The sequence below is a fragment of the Oryzobacter faecalis genome (assembly GCF_046764005.1).
Taxonomy (GTDB): Bacteria; Actinomycetota; Actinomycetes; order Actinomycetales; family Dermatophilaceae; genus Oryzobacter; species Oryzobacter faecalis.
Genome location: NZ_JBKOFW010000004.1, coordinates 317,471 through 335,217 on the forward strand (window position 1 = coordinate 317,471; position 17,747 = coordinate 335,217).

The following is a 17,747-nucleotide window of genomic DNA, read 5'->3' on the forward strand; positions in this document are numbered from 1 at the left end:
GTCAGCCCTCGTCGCCGGCCGGTGCGGCGGCGTCGAGGACGGCGGCGACGACCACGTCGTCGTGGGCCGGGTCGAGGGCGCGCGGGTCGAGGAGCGTGCGCTGCTCGTGGACGCGGGCGAGCACGGCCGGGTCCCCGCCGCGGAGCCGGTCGGCGAACCGGGCGTCGAGCGAGACGGCGAACCCGTCGAGGACGAGACCGGGGGCCGACCCGCCGCCCACCCGCCCCGCGCACGGCACGACCTCGGCGGCGACATCCCCGCGCAGGAGCGCGGCCGCCATCCGCTCGCACCGGCGCCGGAGGTCCGCGGCGTCGGCCGTGAGGGCCGCGTGCACGGGCGGGACCGGGCCGCGCAGCGTCGCCTCGAGCGCCGCGAGGGTGGTCTTGCCCGGACGCAGGGCCCGGGCGAGGGGGTGGCGGCGCATCCGCTCGACGACGTCGCGCCGGCCGAGGACGATCCCGGCCTGCGGCCCACCGAGGAGCTTGTCGCCGCTGCAGGTGACGACGGCCGCGCCCTCGCGCAGGGAGGTCGTCGCGTCGGGCTCGGCCGGCAGCAGCGGGTGCGGCCGCAGCAGCCCGCTGCCGATGTCGTGGACCACCGGGACACCGAGCGCGGCGAGGTCGGCGACCGGCACGTCCCGGGTGAACCCCTCGACGGTGAAGTTGCTCGGGTGCACCTTGAGGACGGCGCCGGTGGCCGGCCCGACGGCGTCGGCGTAGTCGCGCAGGTGGGTGCGGTTGGTCGTGCCGACCTCGTGCACCCGCACCCCGGCCGACGCGACGAGCTCGTGCAGCCGGAACCCGTCGCCGATCTCCACCATCTCGCCGCGGCTGACGACGACCTCGCCGCCGCCGGCGAGGGCGGTCGTCGCGAGGAGCAGGGCGGCCGCGCCGTTGTTGACGACGAGGGCGGCCTCCGCGGCGGGGACCGCGGCGAGGAGGGCGCCGACGACCCCGGGGGAGCGGGGCCCGCGCCGGCCCGTCGCGAGGTCGAGCTCGACGTCGACCGTGCCGGCGGCCGCCGTCATCGCCTCGGCGGCCGCGGTCGAGAGCGGGGCCCGGCCCAGGTTGGTGTGGAGGACGACGCCCGTCGCGTTGAGGACGGGCCGCAGCGAGGTGGCCAGGCCGGGGAGGGTGCCGACGACGGCGTCGACGGCGTCGGCGGGGTCGAGGAGGCCGCGGCGCACACGGTCCTGGGCCTCGGTGACGGCCGGCCGGACGACGCCCGCGCCGAGCCGCTCGACGGCGGCCCGCACCCGGGGGTCGGCGAGGAGGACGTCGGTGCGGGGCACCGACCGCCTCGGGTCGACCGCTCGCGGCTCCGACACCGGACCTCCTCGTAGGCTGGCGGAGGCGGACGGGAATCGAACCCGCCGAGCCGAGGTGCTCGGCTCCACCGGTGTTGAAGACCGGGGGGACCACCAGGCCCCGGACGCCTCCGTCCGCGAGGCTAGCCGAGCGGGTCGAGGAGGGCACGCGATGGTCCGGATGACGCAGTACGCGAGCGGCGGCGGGTGCGCCTGCAAGGTCCCGATCGGCGAGCTCACCGACCTCCTCGCGGGCGTGGACCTGCCCGGGCACCCCGACCTCCTCGTCGGTGCCGACACCGGCGACGACGCCGCCGTGGTCCGGGTCGACGGCGACCGGGCCGTCGTCAGCACCGTCGACTTCTTCACCCCCGTCGTCGACGACCCCTACGACTGGGGGCGCATCGCGGCGGCCAACGCCCTCTCCGACGTCTGGGCGATGGGGGGCGAGCCGGTCCTGGCGGTCAACGTCGCCGGCTGGCCGCGCGCCACCCTGCCCCTGGACCTCCTCGCCGACGTGCTGCGCGGTGGGGCGGACGTCGCGCGCGAGGCCGGCTGCGCCGTCGCTGGTGGGCACACGATCGTCTCGCCGGAACCGCTGTACGGGATGGCGGTCACCGGGCTCGCGCACCCCGACCGCCTGCTGCGCAAGGACGCCGCCGCTCCCGGCCTGCCGCTCAGCCTCACCAAGCCCCTCGGGACCGGGGTGCTCAACACGCGGCACAAGCGCACCGGCGAGGTGTTCCCACAGGCGGTCGAGGCGATGACCGCGCTCAACGGCCCGGCGGCCCGGGACGCCGTCGCGGCCGGCGTCCTGGCGGCCACCGACGTCACGGGCTTCGGCCTCCTCGGGCACCTGGTGACGATGCTGCGGGCCTCCGGCGTCGGGGCCCGCCTCGGCGTCGGCGCCGTGCCCCTGCTCGAGGGTGCGCGGGAGGCCGTCCGCGACGGCTTCGTCAGCGGCGGGTCCCGCCGCAACCTCGAGTGGGCCCGCCCCTCGCTCGACGTCGTCGAGGGGGTCGGGGAGGACGACCTCGTCCTCCTCGCGGACGCCCAGACGAGCGGGGGGCTCCTCGTGGTGGGCGAGGTCCCGGGCGGGGTCGTCATCGGCGAGACGGTCGCGGGCGCACCCCGGGTGGCCCTGGCCCGCTGAGCACACCGGAGTCGCGTGCTCGGGTGGTCGCCCGAGCGGCCACCTGAGCACACGACCCCGTCGACAGCCGGCGCGGGTTACCGTGTCCCCGGCCGACGGGTGGATCGACGGGGTGTGAGGGGGTGGGACGGATGCGGGTCGTCACGAGGCTGGCCGTCGTGGCCGCGCTCGCCGGCGCCCTCGTGGCGCCCGTCGCGAGCGGGGCCGCCGAGCCGTCGCCGACGCCCGCGCCGGTCGGCCCCGAGCCCGGAACCTCCGACGTGCCCCGGATGGCCGACGCCGCCCGCGACGGCGGCCTCCTCGCCGCTGCCGCCGAGCCCACGGTCACGACCACCGCGATCGGTGGCACCTCCCTCGTCGGCGAGGACGTCCTGGGGCGCGCGCGCGACGTCGGCGGCCACGCCGACCGCATCGCCGGTGCCGACCGCTACCGCACCGCCGTGGCCGTCGCGCAGCGGGTGGCGCCGGTCGGGGCCGACGAGGTCGTCCTCGCCTCGGGCGAGACGTTCCCCGACGCCCTGGCCGCCGGCCCCCTCGCGACCCGGCTCAAGGGCCCGGTCCTCCTCACCGCCAAGGGCGCCCTCCCCGCCGTGGTGGCGAACGAGCTGCGCCGCCTCGGCCCGCGCCGGGTCACGGTGGTCGGCGGCGAGGGCGCGGTCTCACCCGACGCCGTCGCGTCCGCCCGCGCGGCCGCCGGCGGGGGCGCCGTGGCCGTCCGGCGGGTGGGCGGCGCCGACCGGTACGCCACGGCGGCCGCCGTGGCCGCCCTCATGCCGTCGGTCAGCGGCGCGGTCCTCACCAGCGGCGTCGACTTCCCCGACGCGCTGACCGCGGCTCCCCTCGCCGCACGGCTGTCGGGACCGCTGCTCCTCGTCCGTCCCGACCGGCTCCCGGACCCCACGGCCGACGAGCTGCGCCGGCTGCAGCCCGACCGGCTCGTCGTCGTCGGCGGCGGCAGCTCGGTCTCGTACTTCACCGCCCGCAGCGCCGGCAGCGCGGCCGGGGTCTCCCCGGAGCGCGCGGCCGGGGCCGACCGCTACCTCACCTCCTCGGCGGTCGCCGCCCTCGTCGTCGCGGGCGGCCAGGCCGAGGGCGCCTACCTCGCGACGGGCACCGACTACCCCGACGCCCTCGTCGGTGGGGTGGCGGCGGCGGCCCGCAAGGGGCCGGTCCTCCTCACCGGCAGGCAGCGCGGCCACCTCGGCGCCGTGGCGGCCGACGTCGGGAAGGTGCGCGGGGTCGGCTCGTGGCTCCAGCTCTCCCTCGACGCCGTCGCCACCCAGCAGCGGCTGCCCGAGTCGACCTACGTCGCGTACGAGGCGGCGTACCGGGCCACCTCCCTCGCGATCCTCCACGGCTGGGACGACGCCGAGACCCAGGCCCAGCTCGCGCGGATGCGCGCCGTCCGCAAGCCCGACGGCGGCTACGGGATGGAGCGGGCCTGGGACGCGTTCCAGGACGGCTCGGTCAACCCCCGGGAGACGAGCTACCTCATCACGACCGTCGACCACGCCGGTCTCGCGCTCGTCGTCGGGCTGCGGGCCGGGGCGGTCCCGGCGTCCGAGGTCACCGCCCTCGTCGACCTCGTCCTGCGGTGGCCGAGCATCGACGGCGACCCCGGCTGCCTCGCGTACTCGACGTCCCCGACCGACCGCCGGTACTGCGTCTACAACGTCAACTCCGCGGCGGCGTGGTTCCTCAAGGCCGCGTGGGACGCCGGGGTCCGCCGACCCGGCCAGCTCGAGCTCGCCGAGCGCCTCTACACCCACGACGTCGCGTTCCAGCGCGACGGCTGGTGGCCCTACAGCTCGACCCGGACGACGGCCAAGCAGGACTGGAACCACAACGCCGCCATGGTCGAGTTCCAGCTGCTGCTCGACCCCCCGGCGGGGCAGGCCACCCTCGACCTCGTGATGCCGGGGGGCTGGGACCACCCCGACCCGGCCGCGGTCCACGAGAACGACGTCATCGGGTACGTGCGCCTCCTGCCCTTCGCCTGCGGCTACCGGAGCCCGGCCCTCGCCCCGGCCCGGGCGCGCTTCGACGACTTCCTCGTCGCCAGCGACGCGGGACAGGCCGCCCTCTGGGCGGTGCGCACCGTCGCCTCCTGCGGCGAGTGACCTGCGCGGCCCCGGGGGGCCGACCGCTGCATTCGGCGTGACGCGGCCGGGCCCCTAGGATCGACGGGTCATCCGCAAGGGAAGGAAGTGTCGGTGAGGGTCACCGTCGTCGGGCTGGGCAAGATCGGCCTCCCGCTCGCAGTCCAGTTCGCTAGGTCGGGTCACGAGGTCCGTGGGGCCGACGTCAACCAGGCCACCGTCGCCACCGTCAACGCCGGGACCGCACCGTTCCCCGGCGAGGCGCACCTCGAGGAGTACCTCGCCGAGGTCGTCGCCTCCGGGGCGTTCGCGGCCACGACCGACACCACCGCTGCCGTCGCCGAGAGCGACGTCGTCGTGGTCGTCGTGCCGCTCTTCGTCGACAGCGAGGCCCGCCCCGACTTCGGCTGGATGGACTCGGCCACCGACGACATCGCGAAGGGCCTCAGGCCCGGCACCCTCGTCGTCTACGAGACCACCCTGCCCGTCGGCACCACCCGCACGCGCTGGAAGCCGCGCCTCGAGGAGGGGTCGGGCCTGGTCGAGGGCCGCGACTTCCACCTCGTCTTCTCGCCCGAGCGCGTCCTCACCGGTCGGGTCTTCGCCGACCTGCGCAAGTACCCCAAGCTCGTCGGTGCCCTGTCCGCGGAGGGTGCCGCGCTGGCCACCGAGTTCTACGAGACGGCCCTGCAGTACGACGACCGGCCCGACCTCGAGCGCGGCAACGGCGTCTGGGACCTCGGCTCGGCCGAGGCCGCCGAGATGGCCAAGCTCGCCGAGACCACCTACCGCGACGTCAACATCGGCCTCGCCAACCAGTTCGGCGCCTTCGCCGCCAAGCACGGCATCGACGTCCACCAGGTCATCGAGGCGAGCAACAGCCAGCCGTACAGCCACATCCACCGTCCCGGCATCGCGGTCGGCGGCCACTGCATCCCGGTCTACCCGCGCCTGTACCTCTGGAACGACCCCGACGCCACCGTCGTGCGGGCCGCCCGCGAGGCCAACGCCGCGATGCCCGCCTACACCGTCGGCCTGGCGGTCGGCGCGGCCGGTGGCGACCTCGCCGGCCGGCGGGCCGTCGTCCTCGGGGCGGCCTACCGCGGCGGCGTCAAGGAGACCGCGTTCTCCGGGGTCTTCGCCACCGTCGAGGCGCTGCGCGAGGCGGGGGCCGAGGTCCTCGTGCACGACCCGATGTACACGCCCGACGAGCTGCGCGGCCTCGGCTGGGAGCCGTACGCGCTCGGCGAGCCGGCCGACGTCGTCGTCCTCCAGGCCGACCACGCCGAGTACCGCGACCTCGGGTCCGACGACCTCCCCGGCGCCACCGTCGTCGTCGATGGCCGCCGGGTCCTCGACCGCAGCCGCTTCCCCGGCGTGCGCTTCCTCGTCGTCGGCCAGGCGGAGCAGGCCTGATGGCGGTCCGGATCGTCGACTCCGCCGACGTCGCCGAGAGCGCGACGATCGGTGACGGCAGCTCGGTCTGGCACCTGGCGCAGGTCCGCGAGGACGCCGTCCTCGGGGAGAACTGCATCGTCGGCCGCGGCGCCTACGTCGGCACCGGCGTCCGGATGGGCAACGCCTGCAAGCTGCAGAACTACGCGCTCGTCTACGAGCCGGCGGTCCTCGAGGACGGCGTCTTCGTCGGCCCCGCCGTCGTCTTCACCAACGACCACTACCCGCGCTCGGTGGCCCCCGACGGCACCCTCAAGCGTGGCGACGACTGGGAGGCCGTCGGGGTCACCTGCCGCGAGGGCGCCTCGATCGGGGCCCGCGCCGTGTGCGTCGCCCCGGTGACCGTCGGGCGGTGGGCGATGGTCGCGGCCGGCTCGGTCGTGACCAAGGACGTGCCCGACTTCGCGCTCGTCGCCGGGGTCCCCGCGCGGCGCCTGCGCTGGGTCGGCCGGGCGGGCGTGCCGCTCGAGGCCGGCCCCACCCCCGGCAGCTGGGTGTGCCCCAGCACCGGCCGGACCTACACCGAGACGGACGACACCCTCACGGAGGACCCGCAGTGAACGACTTCATCCCGCCCGCCAAGCCGCTGATCGGCGACGAGGAGCGGGCGGCGGTCGACCGCGTGCTCCGCAGCGGCATGCTGGCGCAGGGCCCCGAGGTCGCCGCCTTCGAGCAGGAGTTCGCCGAGCACTTCGGCCTCGGCCGCGCGTGCGTCGCCGTGAACTCCGGCACGTCGGGCCAGCACCTCGGCCTGCTGTCGAGCGGGGTCAAGACCGGCGACGAGGTCATCGTCCCGTCGTTCACCTTCGCCGCGACCGCCAACTCCGTCGCGCTCACCGGCGCCACCCCGGTCTTCGCCGACATCGACGCCGACGACTTCTGCCTCTCGCCGGCCGCGGTGGAGGCCGCCGTCACCGAGCGCACCGTCGGCATCATGCCGGTGCACCTCTACGGCCACCCGGCCAAGATGGACGCGCTCGGCGCGGTCGCCGAGAAGAACGGGCTCAAGGTCTTCGAGGACGCTGCGCAGGCGCACGGCGCCTCCCTCAACGGCACCCCGGTCGGCGCCTTCGGCACCTTCGCGATGTTCTCCCTCTACCCGACGAAGAACATGACGTCCGGCGAGGGCGGCATGGTCTCGGTCGAGGACGCCGAGGTCGAGCGCCTCATGCGGCTCTACCGCAACCAGGGGATGGAGAAGCAGTACCACAACGAGGTCGTCGGCCTGAACAACCGGATGACCGACATCCACGCCGCCATCGGCCGCGTCCAGCTGACCAAGGTCGGCGCCTGGACGGCCCAGCGCCAGGCGAACGCCGCCTTCTACGACGCCAACCTCGAGGGCGTGACCGTGCCGCCGGTCGCCGACGGCGCCGTGCACGTCTACCACCAGTACACGATCCGCGTGCCGGAGGGCCGCGACGCGTTCTCGGCCGCTCTCAGGGAGCGGTTCAACGTCGGGTCGGGCATGTTCTACCCCGTGCCCAACCACCGACTCGCGCCGTTCCAGGTGCAGGTCGACCTCCCCGAGACCGAGCGCGCCGCCGCCGAGTGCCTCTCGCTGCCCGTGCACCCCTCGCTCTCCCAGGGCGACCTCGAGCGCGTCGTCGAGGCCGTCAACACCCTCGCGAAGGCGGGTGCGTGAGCATGGCGAACCTGCGGGCCGGCCTCATCGGGCTCGGGATGATGGGGCGCCACCACGCCCGCGTCCTCGGCAGCCTCCCGGGCGTCGACCTCGTCGCGGTGGCCGACCCGGGCGGTGACGTCCACGGCGTCTCCGGCGGGCGCCCGGTCGAGGCCGACATCGAGGGACTCCTCGAGCACGACCTCGACTACTGCATGGTCGCGGTGCCGACGATCTACCACGAGGCGATCGGCCTCGCGCTCGCCGAGGCCGGCGTCCACGCGTTGATCGAGAAGCCCCTCGCGCAGGACACCGAGTCCTCGACGCGGGTCGCCGACGCGTTCGTCGCGAAGGGGCTCGTCGGGGCCGTCGGGCACATCGAGCGGTACAACCCCGCACTGCAGCAGGCGCGTTCGCGCCTCGAGGCCGGTGAGCTCGGCGAGGTCTACCAGGTCGTCACCCGGCGCCAGGGCCCGTTCCCGGCGCGCATCGCCGACGTCGGTGTCGTCAAGGACCTCGGCACCCACGACATCGACCTCACCGCGTGGGTCACCCAGCAGGAGTTCACCGCCGTCGCCGCGCGCACCACGCACCGGTCCGGCCGCGAGCACGAGGACATGGTCTCGGTCGTCGGGCAGCTGTCGAACGGCGCCATCACCAACCACCTCGTCAACTGGCTGACCCCGTTCAAGGAGCGGCTCACCGTCATCACCGGGGAGAAGGGCTCGTTCGTCGCCGACACCCTCAGCGCCGACCTCACCTTCCACGCCAACGGCAAGACCGAGCAGGCGTGGGACGCCATCGCGAAGTTCCGCGGCGTCTCCGAGGGCGACGTCGTCCGCTACGCCATCCCCAAGCCGGAGCCGCTGCGCATCGAGCACGAGCAGTTCCGCGACGCCGTCCTCGGCAAGGACGCCGACATCGTGACGATGGAGCAGGGGCTGCGCACGGTCCGGGTCGCCGAGGCGTGCCTGGAGTCCGCGCAGAGCGGCCACACCGTCGAGCTCGGCTGACCGCCCCGGCTCAGGTCGTGGCCGCCCGGAGGACGGCGTCCGCGGCGGCACCGGCGACGGCGCGCTGGCTGGCGTGCTCCTCGGTCCACGCGCGCAGCCGCTCACGGTCGGCCCGGGCCGGAGGGGCGACCAGGGCGGCGCGGAGGAGGTCGGCGACGGCCCCGGCGTCCCAGTCTCCCGCCCACCCGAGGTCGTGCTCGTCGACCATCGCGCGCCCGGGGCCCGGGCCGGCGTAGACGACGGGTGTCCCGCAGGCGGTCGAGGCGAACATCTTCGTGGGGAAGGCGTAGTCGTAGCCCCGGTCGGGGTGCAGCGACGCGAGGCCGGCCCACGCCGACGCGAGGGCGCGGGCGACCTCCTCGCCACCGGCGACGCCGGGGAACTCGACCCGGCCCGGTGCCAGCTCGTCCGCGCGCCGCCGCAGGTGGGCGGCCTCCGAGCCCTGCCCGTACATGACGAGGCGGGCGCCCGGCACCTCGGCCGCCACCTGGCCGAACGCCTCGACGAAGACGCCGGCGCCCTGGATCTCGGACATCGTCCCGGCGTAGACGAGGGTGGGGCGCGCCTCGGTCGCGACGTCCTCGGGCGGGCGGAACACCTCGGTGTCGACGCCGGTGCCGACGACGGTGACGGGAACCCGCCCGCGGGTCAGGCGCTCGACCTCGTCGCGGACGCCCTCGGAGACGACGAGGACCTCGGCGGCTCCGCGCATCGCCCACGACTCGACGACGCGCAGCACCCGGACGAGGGCGGGCGCGACACCGATGCCCTCGGCCGCGGTCGAGGAGACGTCACCGGCGTAGTAGGCGTACGGGACCCGTCGCAGCGCGCAGACGAGGCGCACGACCGTCCCGGTGGTGGGCGGGGGCTCGACGACGACGACGGACGGCCGGCGCGCGAGGAGGAGCCGGAGGAGCAGCGGGCCGTCGAAGCTCGCGAACTGGACGTACCCGCGCACGTTGCCCCCGGCGTCCCGCAGGACCGGCCAACGGCGGACGCGGACCCGCTCGGGGTCGCGGGCCGGACCGCTCTGGGACGGCGGACGGGTCGAGAGCACCTCGACCTCGGCGCCGCGTCCGGCGAGGGCCCGGGCCAGGGCTCCGAGGCGGAAGGCGGCGGCACCGGGCTCGGGCGGGAAGAGCCGCGAGGCGATGAGGACGCGGGTGGGGCGGGCCATGGTGAGGCGACGCTAACAGCGCGCGCTCAGGCGCCGTCGCGGGGGCGGCGCGACCACGGGAGGAGGGCGAGGACGTCGGCCGCGTCGCGGCGGCAGACCAGCCACCAGGCGCCGAGGAAGCCGAGGACGAACAGGGGGTCGACCCACGGGCTCACGCCGGTCGCGTACTCGACCGCGATGACGGCGGCGACGAGGACGAGGCCGGCGAGGACGCGCGCGAAGACCGGGCCCCACGCGTGGCCGTCCTGCCGCCAGGTGACCGCCACCGGCACGGCGGCGATGACGACCGTGCCGCAGAGGTAGCCGAGGGCGACCCCGAGGATCCCCAGCGACGGGGCGAGCAGCGCCCAGGCGGCCGTCCCGACGACGAGCCCCGCGAGCGAGGCGCCCGTGGTCACCCACATGCCCCGGGCCGACCGCGTCGTCAGGGCGTTGACCGACGCGACGCCGAGGTTCGTCGCGAGGATGGCGACGGCGAGGACGGGCAGGACGGCGACGGCGCCCTCGAACTGCTCGCCCCACACGACGTCGACGAGCAGCCGGGACGCGATGGCGATCGAGCCGAAGATCGCGACCATGACCACGGCGAGGGCGCGGGTGGCCCGGTCGGTGCGGGCGTGGAAGGTGGAGTGGTCGCCCCGGCCCCACGCCTCGGCCATCGAGGGGAAGAGGACGAGGCTGAGCGAGGCCGCGAGCATCGAGGCGGGCGTCGCGAGGTTGAGGGCGGCGGCGTACTGGCCGGCGTCGGCGTCGCCCGAGGTGACCTTGGCGGTGATCTGCGAGAGCTGGAGGAACCCGGTGCTCGCCACGGTGCCCGTCGCGCCGAGGGCGACGAAGACGTCGATCTCACGGCGCGTGGCCGCGTCCGGCCGGCCGCGCGCCCCCCACGGCCACCCGGCCGTCGCGTAGAGGCCGTAGGCGAGGACGAGCGGGAGGACGAGGACCGGCCCGCGGACCCCGGCGAGCAACAGGGCGAGCAGGGCGACGAGACCGACGGCGACGCTGGCGAGGTCCCAGGCGGTCGCCCGCGGCACCTGCGCCACCCCGAACTGGACCCCGCGCGTGAAGCTGTACCCGGCGTACGCGACCGTCAGCGCGGCCACGCACACGCCGCCGGCCCACGAGCCGTGGTCGACGAGCACCCACACGAGCGCGCCCGCGACGCCGAGCGGGACGGCTGTCTGCGCGGTGCGCCGGGCGAGGTGCGCAGCGCTGCTGCGGACCTCCTCGGGGCGGTCGGCACCGCGGGCGCGGGCGAGGTACTTCGAGGCGGCGCTGCCGGCGGTCGTCGGCCACAGGAGGGCGAGGAGGGTCGCCGCGGCGATGGCCGTCGCGACGACGCCGAGCTCGGCCCGCCCGGCGAGCCGGCCGACGAGGAAGGCGGTGAGGAAGCGCAGCAGGCCCTGCGCGACGAGCCCGGTCGTGCTCAGCACGCTGCCGCGCGCGATCGACGTGGCGCCGGTGCCGTCGAGCCGGACCGGGCGGAACATCGAGGAGAGCAGGCCGCTCATCCGCGCCCCGCGAGGACGTCGCGGTAGACCTCGCGCAGCGTGGCCACGCCGTGAGGGGTGCCGTGGTGCTCGGCCACCCACGACCGGCCCGCCCCCGGGTCGTGGGCCAGCGACCCGTCGAGGAGCCCGCGCGCCGCCTCCGCGACCGACGCCGGGTCGGTGCCGAGGACGGGCGGCGGGGCGTCGGCGTACAGGGGCAGCGGCGTCGGCAGCAGGAGCGGGGCACCGGACCCGAGGGCCTCGAGCTCGCTCGACGACAGGATGCCGGCGGCCTGGCCGACGACGGCGCTCGCCCCGGCGAGGAGGGCGAGGTAGCCCTCATGGTCCAGGCGGGGGACCAGGCGCACCCCCAGGGTGGCGGCACTGCTCGCCGCCGGGCCCCAGTCGAGGCCGACGACCTCGACGTCGTCCGGGAGGGCGGCCAGGAGCAGCCGTGCCGTCTCGAGCTGCTCGGCGAGGCCCTTCACCTCCTCCCACCGCGAGGCGAAGACGACGCGGCGCGGCTGCACCGGGTGCCACGCCGGCAGGGCGCCGGTGTCGACGGGGACGGGGAGGAGGCGGGCGTCGGGGCGGTGGGGGAGGACGTGCTCGGCCAGGTCCGGGGTCGAGTAGAGGACGGCCTCGGCGTCGCGCAGGCCGGCCCTGATGCCCGGGCCGCGGGCGGGGTCGTGCTGCGCGGTGCGGACGTCGGTGCCGTGGCAGTGCAGGACGAACCGGCGGGCGGCGGGTCGAGCGTGCGGGAGGGTCGTCGCCGAGTGGACGTGGACGACGTCGTGTCGCCGCGCCGCGACGGCGAGCCGGGCCAGCCAGGCACCCCCGACGACCGGCCGGCGCAGCGGGGCGAGCGGCCCCGGCCACGAGCCCGTGGCGTCGGCGAGCGGGAGGTGGTCCCAGGGGAGGCCGCCCCGTCGGGCCTCGCGGACCAGCCGGGCAGCGGTCTGCGCGGCGTCGCCCACGTGGAGGACGGAGGGCGTGGGGGTGCCGCTCACGCCGCTCCCAGGAGCCGGGTGACGATGCCGTCGACGACCTGCAGGTCGGCCTCGCTGCTCAGGGCCCGGGCGTGCCGGTGCGACGCCTCCTTGCCGGCCCGCACGGCCTGGGGGTCGAGCGTGCGCAGCGCGGCGACGAAGGCCTCGGTCGAGAAGTCGGCCGACACGACACCGAGCCCGTGCTCGCGCACGAGCCGCGCCATCTCCGGGGCGGGGCCGACGGCGTGCGCGAGCCGGGCCTGCACGAAGTCGAAGAACTTGTTCGGGAGCGCGTACTCGGCGTTGACGTTGATCGGCGGCATGCAGAAGGCCCCGACGTCGTAGCGGTTCAGCGTGGCGGGCAGCTCGGCCGGGGCGACGGGGTCGTGGATGGTGATGCGGTCGGATCCACCGGCGAGGCGGCTCAGCTCGGCGAGGTAGCGCCCGCCGTCGGCGGCGGGCACGAGGTAGAGGTCGAGGGTGCACGACGGCACCGCGAGGGTGGCCTCGACGAGCATCTCGACGTTGCGGCCACGGATGGCGGCGCCGCTGTGCACCAGCCGGATTCGCGCCGGGTCGGCGGGGCTGGGGGTGAGGTCGCGCCACGGCCCGGCATTGCGGACGACCTCGCACGCGACGCCGTAGTGCTCGGTGTAGCGCTCGGCGAGTGGCTCGCAGACGGTCGTCACCGCAGCCGAGGCGGGCAGGTACTCGCGGCAGACGTGCTCCATGAGCGGGCCGACGAGCAGGCGCCAGGTGAGGACGTGCGAGAACTCCTCGGCCGCCCACTCGTGCATGTCCGCCCAGACCGGGGCGCCGCGGGCCACGCGGTGGGCGAGCGGCAGCGACCGGGCGTCGTTCGCCACGACGAGGTCGAAGCGCCCCGAGCCGCCGAGCTCGGTCTCGACGAGCTCGAGCCCGCGCCTCAGGCCGGGGGCCGACAGCTCGACGGCGTGCAGCCGGCGTGCGGCCAGGCCCGCCACGCCGAGCGGGGTGCGGGGGAGGGAGTTGAGGCCGGCCCCGACCTCGAGGTGACGGGTGGCCGCGGCCGGCGCGGGGCCGTAGCCCACGGTGGTCACCTCGCCGTGGCGGGCCAGGGCGTCGACCTGTCGGAGGACCCGCGCGTCCCGCGTCAGCGGCGACAGCGAGATGGCGAGGATGCGAGGGGCGCTCACAGGGCGCGAGTCTACGGGGGTCGGGGGGCCCCGCCGGGGGCGCCCCGCGAGGGTGGGGGCGTGCCCGGCGTCACGTGTCACCCGGGGGTACCCGCGAGTAACCTGAAGCCCATGACCGGGAACCCCCACTTCGACACCTACCGCCTCTCCGAGGACCACGAGGCGATCCGGGAGGCCGTCCGCGCCGTCGCCGCCGACAAGATCGCCCCGTTCGCGGCGGCGGTCGACGAGGAGTCGCGCTACCCGAAGGAGGCCCACGACGCCCTCGTGGCGAGCGACTTCTTCGCCCCGCACGTCCCCGAGGAGTACGGCGGTGTCGGCGCCGACGCGCTCGCGGTGTGCATCGTCATCGAGGAGGTGGCGCGCGTGTGCGCGTCGTCCTCGCTCATCCCCGCGGTCAACAAGCTCGGGTCGCTGCCGCTCGTCCTCGCCGCGAGCGAGGACGTCAAGGCGCGCTACCTCACCCCGCTCGCGGCGGGTGGGTCGACGTTCTCGTACGGGCTGTCCGAGCGCGAGGCGGGTTCCGACACGGCCGCGATGAGGTGCCGTGCCGTGCGCGACGGGGACGACTGGATCCTGTCGGGCCAGAAGTCGTGGATCACGAACGCCGGTGTCTCCGAGTACTACACGGTCCTCGCGGTCACCGACCCCGACGGCCCGCGAGGCAACAACGTCACCGCGTTCGTCGTCGAGAGGTCCGACGAGGGGTTCACGTTCGGGGAGAAGGAGCGCAAGCTCGGCATCAAGGGCTCCCCGACCCGCGAGCTGCACTTCGACAAGGTGCGGCTGCCCGGGGACCGGGTCGTCGGCGAGGTCGGCGCCGGCCTGAAGATCGCGCTCGCCACCCTCGACCACACCCGCGTCACCATCGGCGCGCAGGCCGTCGGCATCGCCCAGGGCGCGCTCGACCAGGCCGTCGACTACGTCAAGGAGCGGCGCCAGTTCGGCAGGGCCGTCGCCGACTTCCAGGGTGTGCAGTTCATGCTCGCCGACATGGCGATGGAGCTCGAGGCCGCGCGCCAGCTCGTCTACGTCGCCGCCGCGAAGTCCGAGCGCGGCGACCGCGACCTGCCGTTCTTCGGCGCCGCCGCCAAGTGCTTCGCCTCCGACGTCGCGATGAAGGTGACGACCGACGCCGTGCAGCTGCTCGGCGGGGCCGGGTACACCCGCGACTTCCCGCTCGAGCGGATGATGCGCGACGCGAAGATCACCCAGATCTACGAGGGCACCAACCAGGTCCAGCGCATCGTCATGGCCCGCCAGCTCCTCAAGGGCTGACGGCGGCCCGCCGGGGCGTCAGGAGCAGATGTCGCCGGTGGCCTTGCGGGTCGGGATCGACTCTGCGGGGGTCGGGCTCGCCTTGATGACGGCCTCGGGCAGGGGCTCGGTCCCGAGGCGGTTGGGGAGCTCGACGACGTCGGGGGCGTCGGTCCCGAGGACGACCCGGACCGTCGAGCCGAGCCCCGAGGCCTTCTTGACCCGCGCGCCCGGGAACGCCGCGGCGACCGTGCGGGCGGCCTCCGCGTACTCGCCCGAGTACTCGACGACCGCGCCCTTCGGGCCCACGGCCTCGTTGGAGGTCGTGACTCCCTGGAAGCCCTGGACGGTGAGGGCCCGGCGGGCCTGGCCCGCGAGCCCGGGGACGCCGGTGGCGTTGACGACCCGGACCGCGATCTCGTCGGGGGACACCGTGAGGGGGGTCGCCGACCCGCTCGGGGCCGGCGACGGGCCCGTCTCGGGCTCGCCGGGGCGCTTGTCCTCGCGCAGGGCGGTCCAGATCTGCTCGGCGGCCGGCTTCCACTGCACGCGGTTGAGGTCGGCGGGGTAGGGCTCGGTGGGGACGGTGACGAACTCGATCGCGTCGAGGCCGATGCCCCTGACGCTCGTCGCGAGGTCACGCATCGTCCCGACGCCGAAGTCCGGGTCGGTGGTCAGTGACTTCGTCGCCGCGTCGAGGAAGGCGTAGAGCCGGTTCGGCTGGACGAGCAGCTCGGAGGACGTGGCCTCCTGCATCACCGAGGCGAGGAAGGCCTGCTGGCGCTCGATGCGGCCGAGGTCGCTGCCGTCGCCGAGGGACTTGCGGGTGCGGACGTACGCGAGGGCCTGTTCGCCCTCGAGGGTGTGCCGCCCCGGCGTGAGGCGAAGCCCGCTGTCGCGGTCGTCGATGGCGGCCGGGGTGCAGACCTCGACCCCGCCGAGCGCGTCGACCATCGTCTGGAAGCCGCGGAAGTCGACGACGGCGTAGTGGTCGACGAAGATCCCGGTGTTGCCCTCGACGGTGCGGATGAGGCAGCCCGGCCCGCCCTTGGTGTAGTTGCGGTTCCACTGGCGCACGACCCACTCCTCCCGCGGCGCGTCGGGCGAGCACTCCGGGGGCGCGGGGACCATCGAGTCGCGGGGGATCGACACGACGGTCGCCCACGAGCGGTCGGCGGAGAGGTGGACGAGCAGGTTGGTGTCCGAGTGGTTGCCCGGCTCGGCGGTGACCTTGCCGATCGCGTCGTTGCCCTCGCCCTCGCGGGTGTCGGAGCCGATGAGGAGGAGGTTGACCGCCTCGGTGGGAGCGGCGGGCCGGTCGGTGCCGAGGGCCGACGAGACGTCGATCTTGGTGATGTTGGCGTTGAAGCGCCACGACGCGAAGGCGAGCCCGCCGCCGACGAGGGCGACCACGGCGACGAGGCCGATCGCGAGCCGGCGCCGCCACGGGGAACGGCGCCCGGTGCCGTGGATCTCGCGGCGCGTCAACCGGCGCTCCTCGAGCAGCGTGGAGGCGCCGGAGTGCCGATGGTCGGTGGCCACCAGGCCCTCCTCACGTGGTGTCGACAGGGGCGCGCGAGCACCCGACGGCCCTCGCGGCCGTCGAGTGTAACGACTCGGTCACGATCCGCAGAACCGAGCAGGTGGGAGTGGGTGGCGGTCACCCGGCAGGCTCGCCGTCGGTCCCCGGAGGGGGCTCGGTGAGGGGTTCTCCCTCGCGCAGCATGGCAAAGAACGCGTCGGCTCGCTCGTCGTCCCAGAGCACCGAGCTGCCCGCGCTCGTCGAGGCGTTCGTCGAGGAGATCGGCACGACGAGGCCGAGCGCCTCGCCGCCGGACACCTTCCGCATCGTCGTGAGGATCCGGTAGGTGTCGACGAGGGAGGTGTCCTCACCGACGACGACTCCCGACGCCGCCGCGTGGGTGAAGCCCCACCAGCGCCACGGCACGAGCACGGTCGAGGGCGTCGCGGCCTGCTTCATCACCGCGCCGAGGAACTGGCGCTGGCGCTCGGCGCGGCCGAGGTCGCCCTTGGGGTCGGAGTACCGGGCCCGCACGTAGCCGAGGGCGTCCTTCCCGCTGAGGGTCTGGCAGCCCTTCTTGAGGTCGATGTGCGCCTTGTCGTCCTCGATGTCGCGCGGCACGCACATCTCGACCCCGCCGAGGCTGTCGACGACCGAGGCGAACCCGCCGAACCCGATCTCGACGTACCCGTCGATGGGCAGGCCGGTCGCCAGCTCGAGGGTCTCGGCGAGCAGCTTCGGCCCCCCGATCGCGAAGGCCGCGTTGACCTTGTTCTTCCCCTCGCCGGGGATCTCGAGGTAGCTGTCGCGGGGGATCGAGACGACGACCGGCTTCCCGGACCCGCTCGGGGTGTGGACGAGGATGATCGAGTCGGTGCGCCGCCCGCCGTCGTCCCTGCCGACGCCGAGCTCCTTCTGCTCCTCCGCGGTGAGCCCCTTGCGGCTGTCGGAGCCGACGAGGAGGTAGGTGTGCCCGGCGGCCGCCTTGGGCCGGTCGCCGCCGGGGGTGGTGTCCTCGCGGGCCACCTGGGTCCACGCGTGCGCCGGCGTCGCGACGAGGAAGACCAGCCACAGGACGAGCAGGAGGACGACCGTGCGCAGCCCGCGGCGCGCACCACCGGGTCGGCGCGGCCCGCGGGGGGTTTGGGGGGCCGACGGTGGCCGCCCGCCCCCCGACGGGGGAGCGCCGGGCCGCACCGGGCGACCGAGCTCGTCGTACGCCGTCGCGGCGGCCGGCGGTGCCACGGGAGCCGAGGCCGCCGGGGGTGGCGGCGGGGGCGGCGCGCCTCGCCCACCCCGTCCGGCCCCCCTGGCCCCGCGCCGCGTGTCGACGACGAAGACGTCGTCGCCACCGCGCGCGTCGGACCCACCCCGCTGGGGGATGGGTCGGGCGTGGTCGTCGCTCATGGAGGGCTCTCCCGTCGGGTCGGCCGTCGCGGGTCGCGACGGCCACCGCCCAGTGTGCCAAGGAAGGCTGGACGGTGGCT

14 protein-coding genes and 1 tRNA gene are annotated in these 17,747 nt (G+C 75.5%); 7 read left to right on the forward strand and 8 right to left on the reverse strand.

Translation table 11 applies throughout. From position 1 onward, the window contains the following. Position 1: 1 nt before the first annotated feature. Entirely contained in the window at positions 2-1,327 is a 1,326-nt protein-coding gene (gene selA, locus ACK8HX_RS10400; protein ID WP_411940622.1) for an L-seryl-tRNA(Sec) selenium transferase, read from the reverse strand. A 17-nt stretch (positions 1,328-1,344) separates the two neighbouring features. Next, positions 1,345-1,439: transfer RNA gene (locus tag ACK8HX_RS10405), tRNA-Sec, on the reverse strand. Between the two features lie 39 nt (positions 1,440-1,478). Between ACK8HX_RS10405 and selD the strand changes: the two genes are divergently transcribed. The 6 genes from selD (at position 1,479) to ACK8HX_RS10435 (ending at position 8,650) form a co-directional block, all read left to right on the forward strand. After that, complete coding sequence (gene selD / locus ACK8HX_RS10410) at positions 1,479-2,459, forward strand: selenide, water dikinase SelD (RefSeq protein ID WP_411940623.1); 981 nt, start codon at positions 1,479-1,481, stop codon at positions 2,457-2,459. Positions 2,460-2,590: 131 nt separating this feature from the next. Further along, positions 2,591-4,579: a cell wall-binding repeat-containing protein gene (locus ACK8HX_RS10415; RefSeq protein WP_411940624.1), complete on the forward strand. Its 1,989-nt coding sequence runs from the start codon at positions 2,591-2,593 to the stop codon at positions 4,577-4,579. A 93-nt stretch (positions 4,580-4,672) separates the two neighbouring features. Continuing rightward, entirely contained in the window at positions 4,673-5,974 is a 1,302-nt protein-coding gene (locus ACK8HX_RS10420) for a nucleotide sugar dehydrogenase (protein WP_411940625.1), read from the forward strand. Further along, positions 5,974-6,573 carry an acyltransferase gene (locus ACK8HX_RS10425; protein WP_411940626.1) on the forward strand — a complete coding sequence of 200 codons (600 nt, stop codon included), beginning with the start codon at positions 5,974-5,976 and terminating at the stop codon, positions 6,571-6,573. The genes ACK8HX_RS10420 and ACK8HX_RS10425 overlap by 1 nt, the downstream gene beginning before the upstream one ends. Next, positions 6,570-7,658 (forward strand): DegT/DnrJ/EryC1/StrS family aminotransferase, encoded by a 1,089-nt coding sequence (locus tag ACK8HX_RS10430; protein WP_411940627.1) that lies wholly within the window; start codon positions 6,570-6,572, stop codon positions 7,656-7,658. Before ACK8HX_RS10425 ends, ACK8HX_RS10430 begins: the two co-directional genes overlap by 4 nt. 2 nt (positions 7,659-7,660) lie before the next feature. Then, on the forward strand, positions 7,661-8,650 hold the full coding sequence (locus ACK8HX_RS10435) for a Gfo/Idh/MocA family protein (protein ID WP_411940682.1): 990 nt from the start codon (positions 7,661-7,663) through the stop codon (positions 8,648-8,650). 10 nt (positions 8,651-8,660) lie between these two features. On the opposite strand, the gene ACK8HX_RS10440 is transcribed toward ACK8HX_RS10435, so the two are convergent. From ACK8HX_RS10440 to ACK8HX_RS10455, 4 genes are read right to left on the reverse strand one after another with little or no spacing between them, the layout of a single operon-like run. Continuing rightward, complete coding sequence (locus ACK8HX_RS10440; protein ID WP_411940628.1) at positions 8,661-9,827, reverse strand: glycosyltransferase; 1,167 nt, start codon at positions 9,825-9,827, stop codon at positions 8,661-8,663. 26 nt (positions 9,828-9,853) lie between these two features. Next, positions 9,854-11,338: a lipopolysaccharide biosynthesis protein gene (locus ACK8HX_RS10445; RefSeq protein ID WP_411940629.1), complete on the reverse strand. Its 1,485-nt coding sequence runs from the start codon at positions 11,336-11,338 to the stop codon at positions 9,854-9,856. Further along, on the reverse strand, positions 11,335-12,327 hold the full coding sequence (locus tag ACK8HX_RS10450) for a glycosyltransferase (protein WP_411940630.1): 993 nt from the start codon (positions 12,325-12,327) through the stop codon (positions 11,335-11,337). Before ACK8HX_RS10450 ends, ACK8HX_RS10445 begins: the two co-directional genes overlap by 4 nt. Beyond that, positions 12,324-13,481 (reverse strand): glycosyltransferase family protein, encoded by a 1,158-nt coding sequence (locus ACK8HX_RS10455; protein WP_411940631.1) that lies wholly within the window; start codon positions 13,479-13,481, stop codon positions 12,324-12,326. Before ACK8HX_RS10455 ends, ACK8HX_RS10450 begins: the two co-directional genes overlap by 4 nt. A gap of 111 nt (positions 13,482-13,592) precedes the next feature. On the opposite strand from ACK8HX_RS10455, the gene ACK8HX_RS10460 reads away from it, so the two are divergent. Then, positions 13,593-14,759: an acyl-CoA dehydrogenase family protein gene (locus ACK8HX_RS10460; RefSeq protein ID WP_411940632.1), complete on the forward strand. Its 1,167-nt coding sequence runs from the start codon at positions 13,593-13,595 to the stop codon at positions 14,757-14,759. An 18-nt stretch (positions 14,760-14,777) separates the two neighbouring features. On the opposite strand, the gene ACK8HX_RS10465 is transcribed toward ACK8HX_RS10460, so the two are convergent. Continuing rightward, positions 14,778-16,280, reverse strand: a complete 1,503-nt coding sequence (locus ACK8HX_RS10465; RefSeq protein ID WP_411940633.1) for an LCP family protein — start codon at positions 16,278-16,280, stop codon at positions 14,778-14,780. 118 nt (positions 16,281-16,398) lie between these two features. Beyond that, complete coding sequence (locus tag ACK8HX_RS10470) at positions 16,399-17,667, reverse strand: LCP family protein (protein ID WP_411940634.1); 1,269 nt, start codon at positions 17,665-17,667, stop codon at positions 16,399-16,401. Positions 17,668-17,747: the final 80 nt, after the last annotated feature.

Excerpts from the sequence above, each read along its gene's own strand:
- ACK8HX_RS10460 (WP_411940632.1), top strand. The coding sequence starts at position 13,593 with ATGACCGGGAACCCCCACTTCGACACCTACCGCCTCTCCGAGGACCAC.
- ACK8HX_RS10435 (WP_411940682.1), top strand. The coding sequence starts at position 7,661 with ATGGCGAACCTGCGGGCCGGCCTCATCGGGCTCGGGATGATGGGGCGC.
- ACK8HX_RS10425 (WP_411940626.1), top strand. The coding sequence starts at position 5,974 with ATGGCGGTCCGGATCGTCGACTCCGCCGACGTCGCCGAGAGCGCGACG.
- ACK8HX_RS10415 (WP_411940624.1), top strand. The coding sequence starts at position 2,591 with ATGCGGGTCGTCACGAGGCTGGCCGTCGTGGCCGCGCTCGCCGGCGCC.
- ACK8HX_RS10445 (WP_411940629.1), bottom strand. The coding sequence starts at position 11,338 with ATGAGCGGCCTGCTCTCCTCGATGTTCCGCCCGGTCCGGCTCGACGGC.
- ACK8HX_RS10470 (WP_411940634.1), bottom strand. The coding sequence starts at position 17,667 with ATGAGCGACGACCACGCCCGACCCATCCCCCAGCGGGGTGGGTCCGAC.
- ACK8HX_RS10440 (WP_411940628.1), bottom strand. The coding sequence starts at position 9,827 with ATGGCCCGCCCCACCCGCGTCCTCATCGCCTCGCGGCTCTTCCCGCCC.
- selD (WP_411940623.1), top strand. The coding sequence starts at position 1,479 with ATGGTCCGGATGACGCAGTACGCGAGCGGCGGCGGGTGCGCCTGCAAG.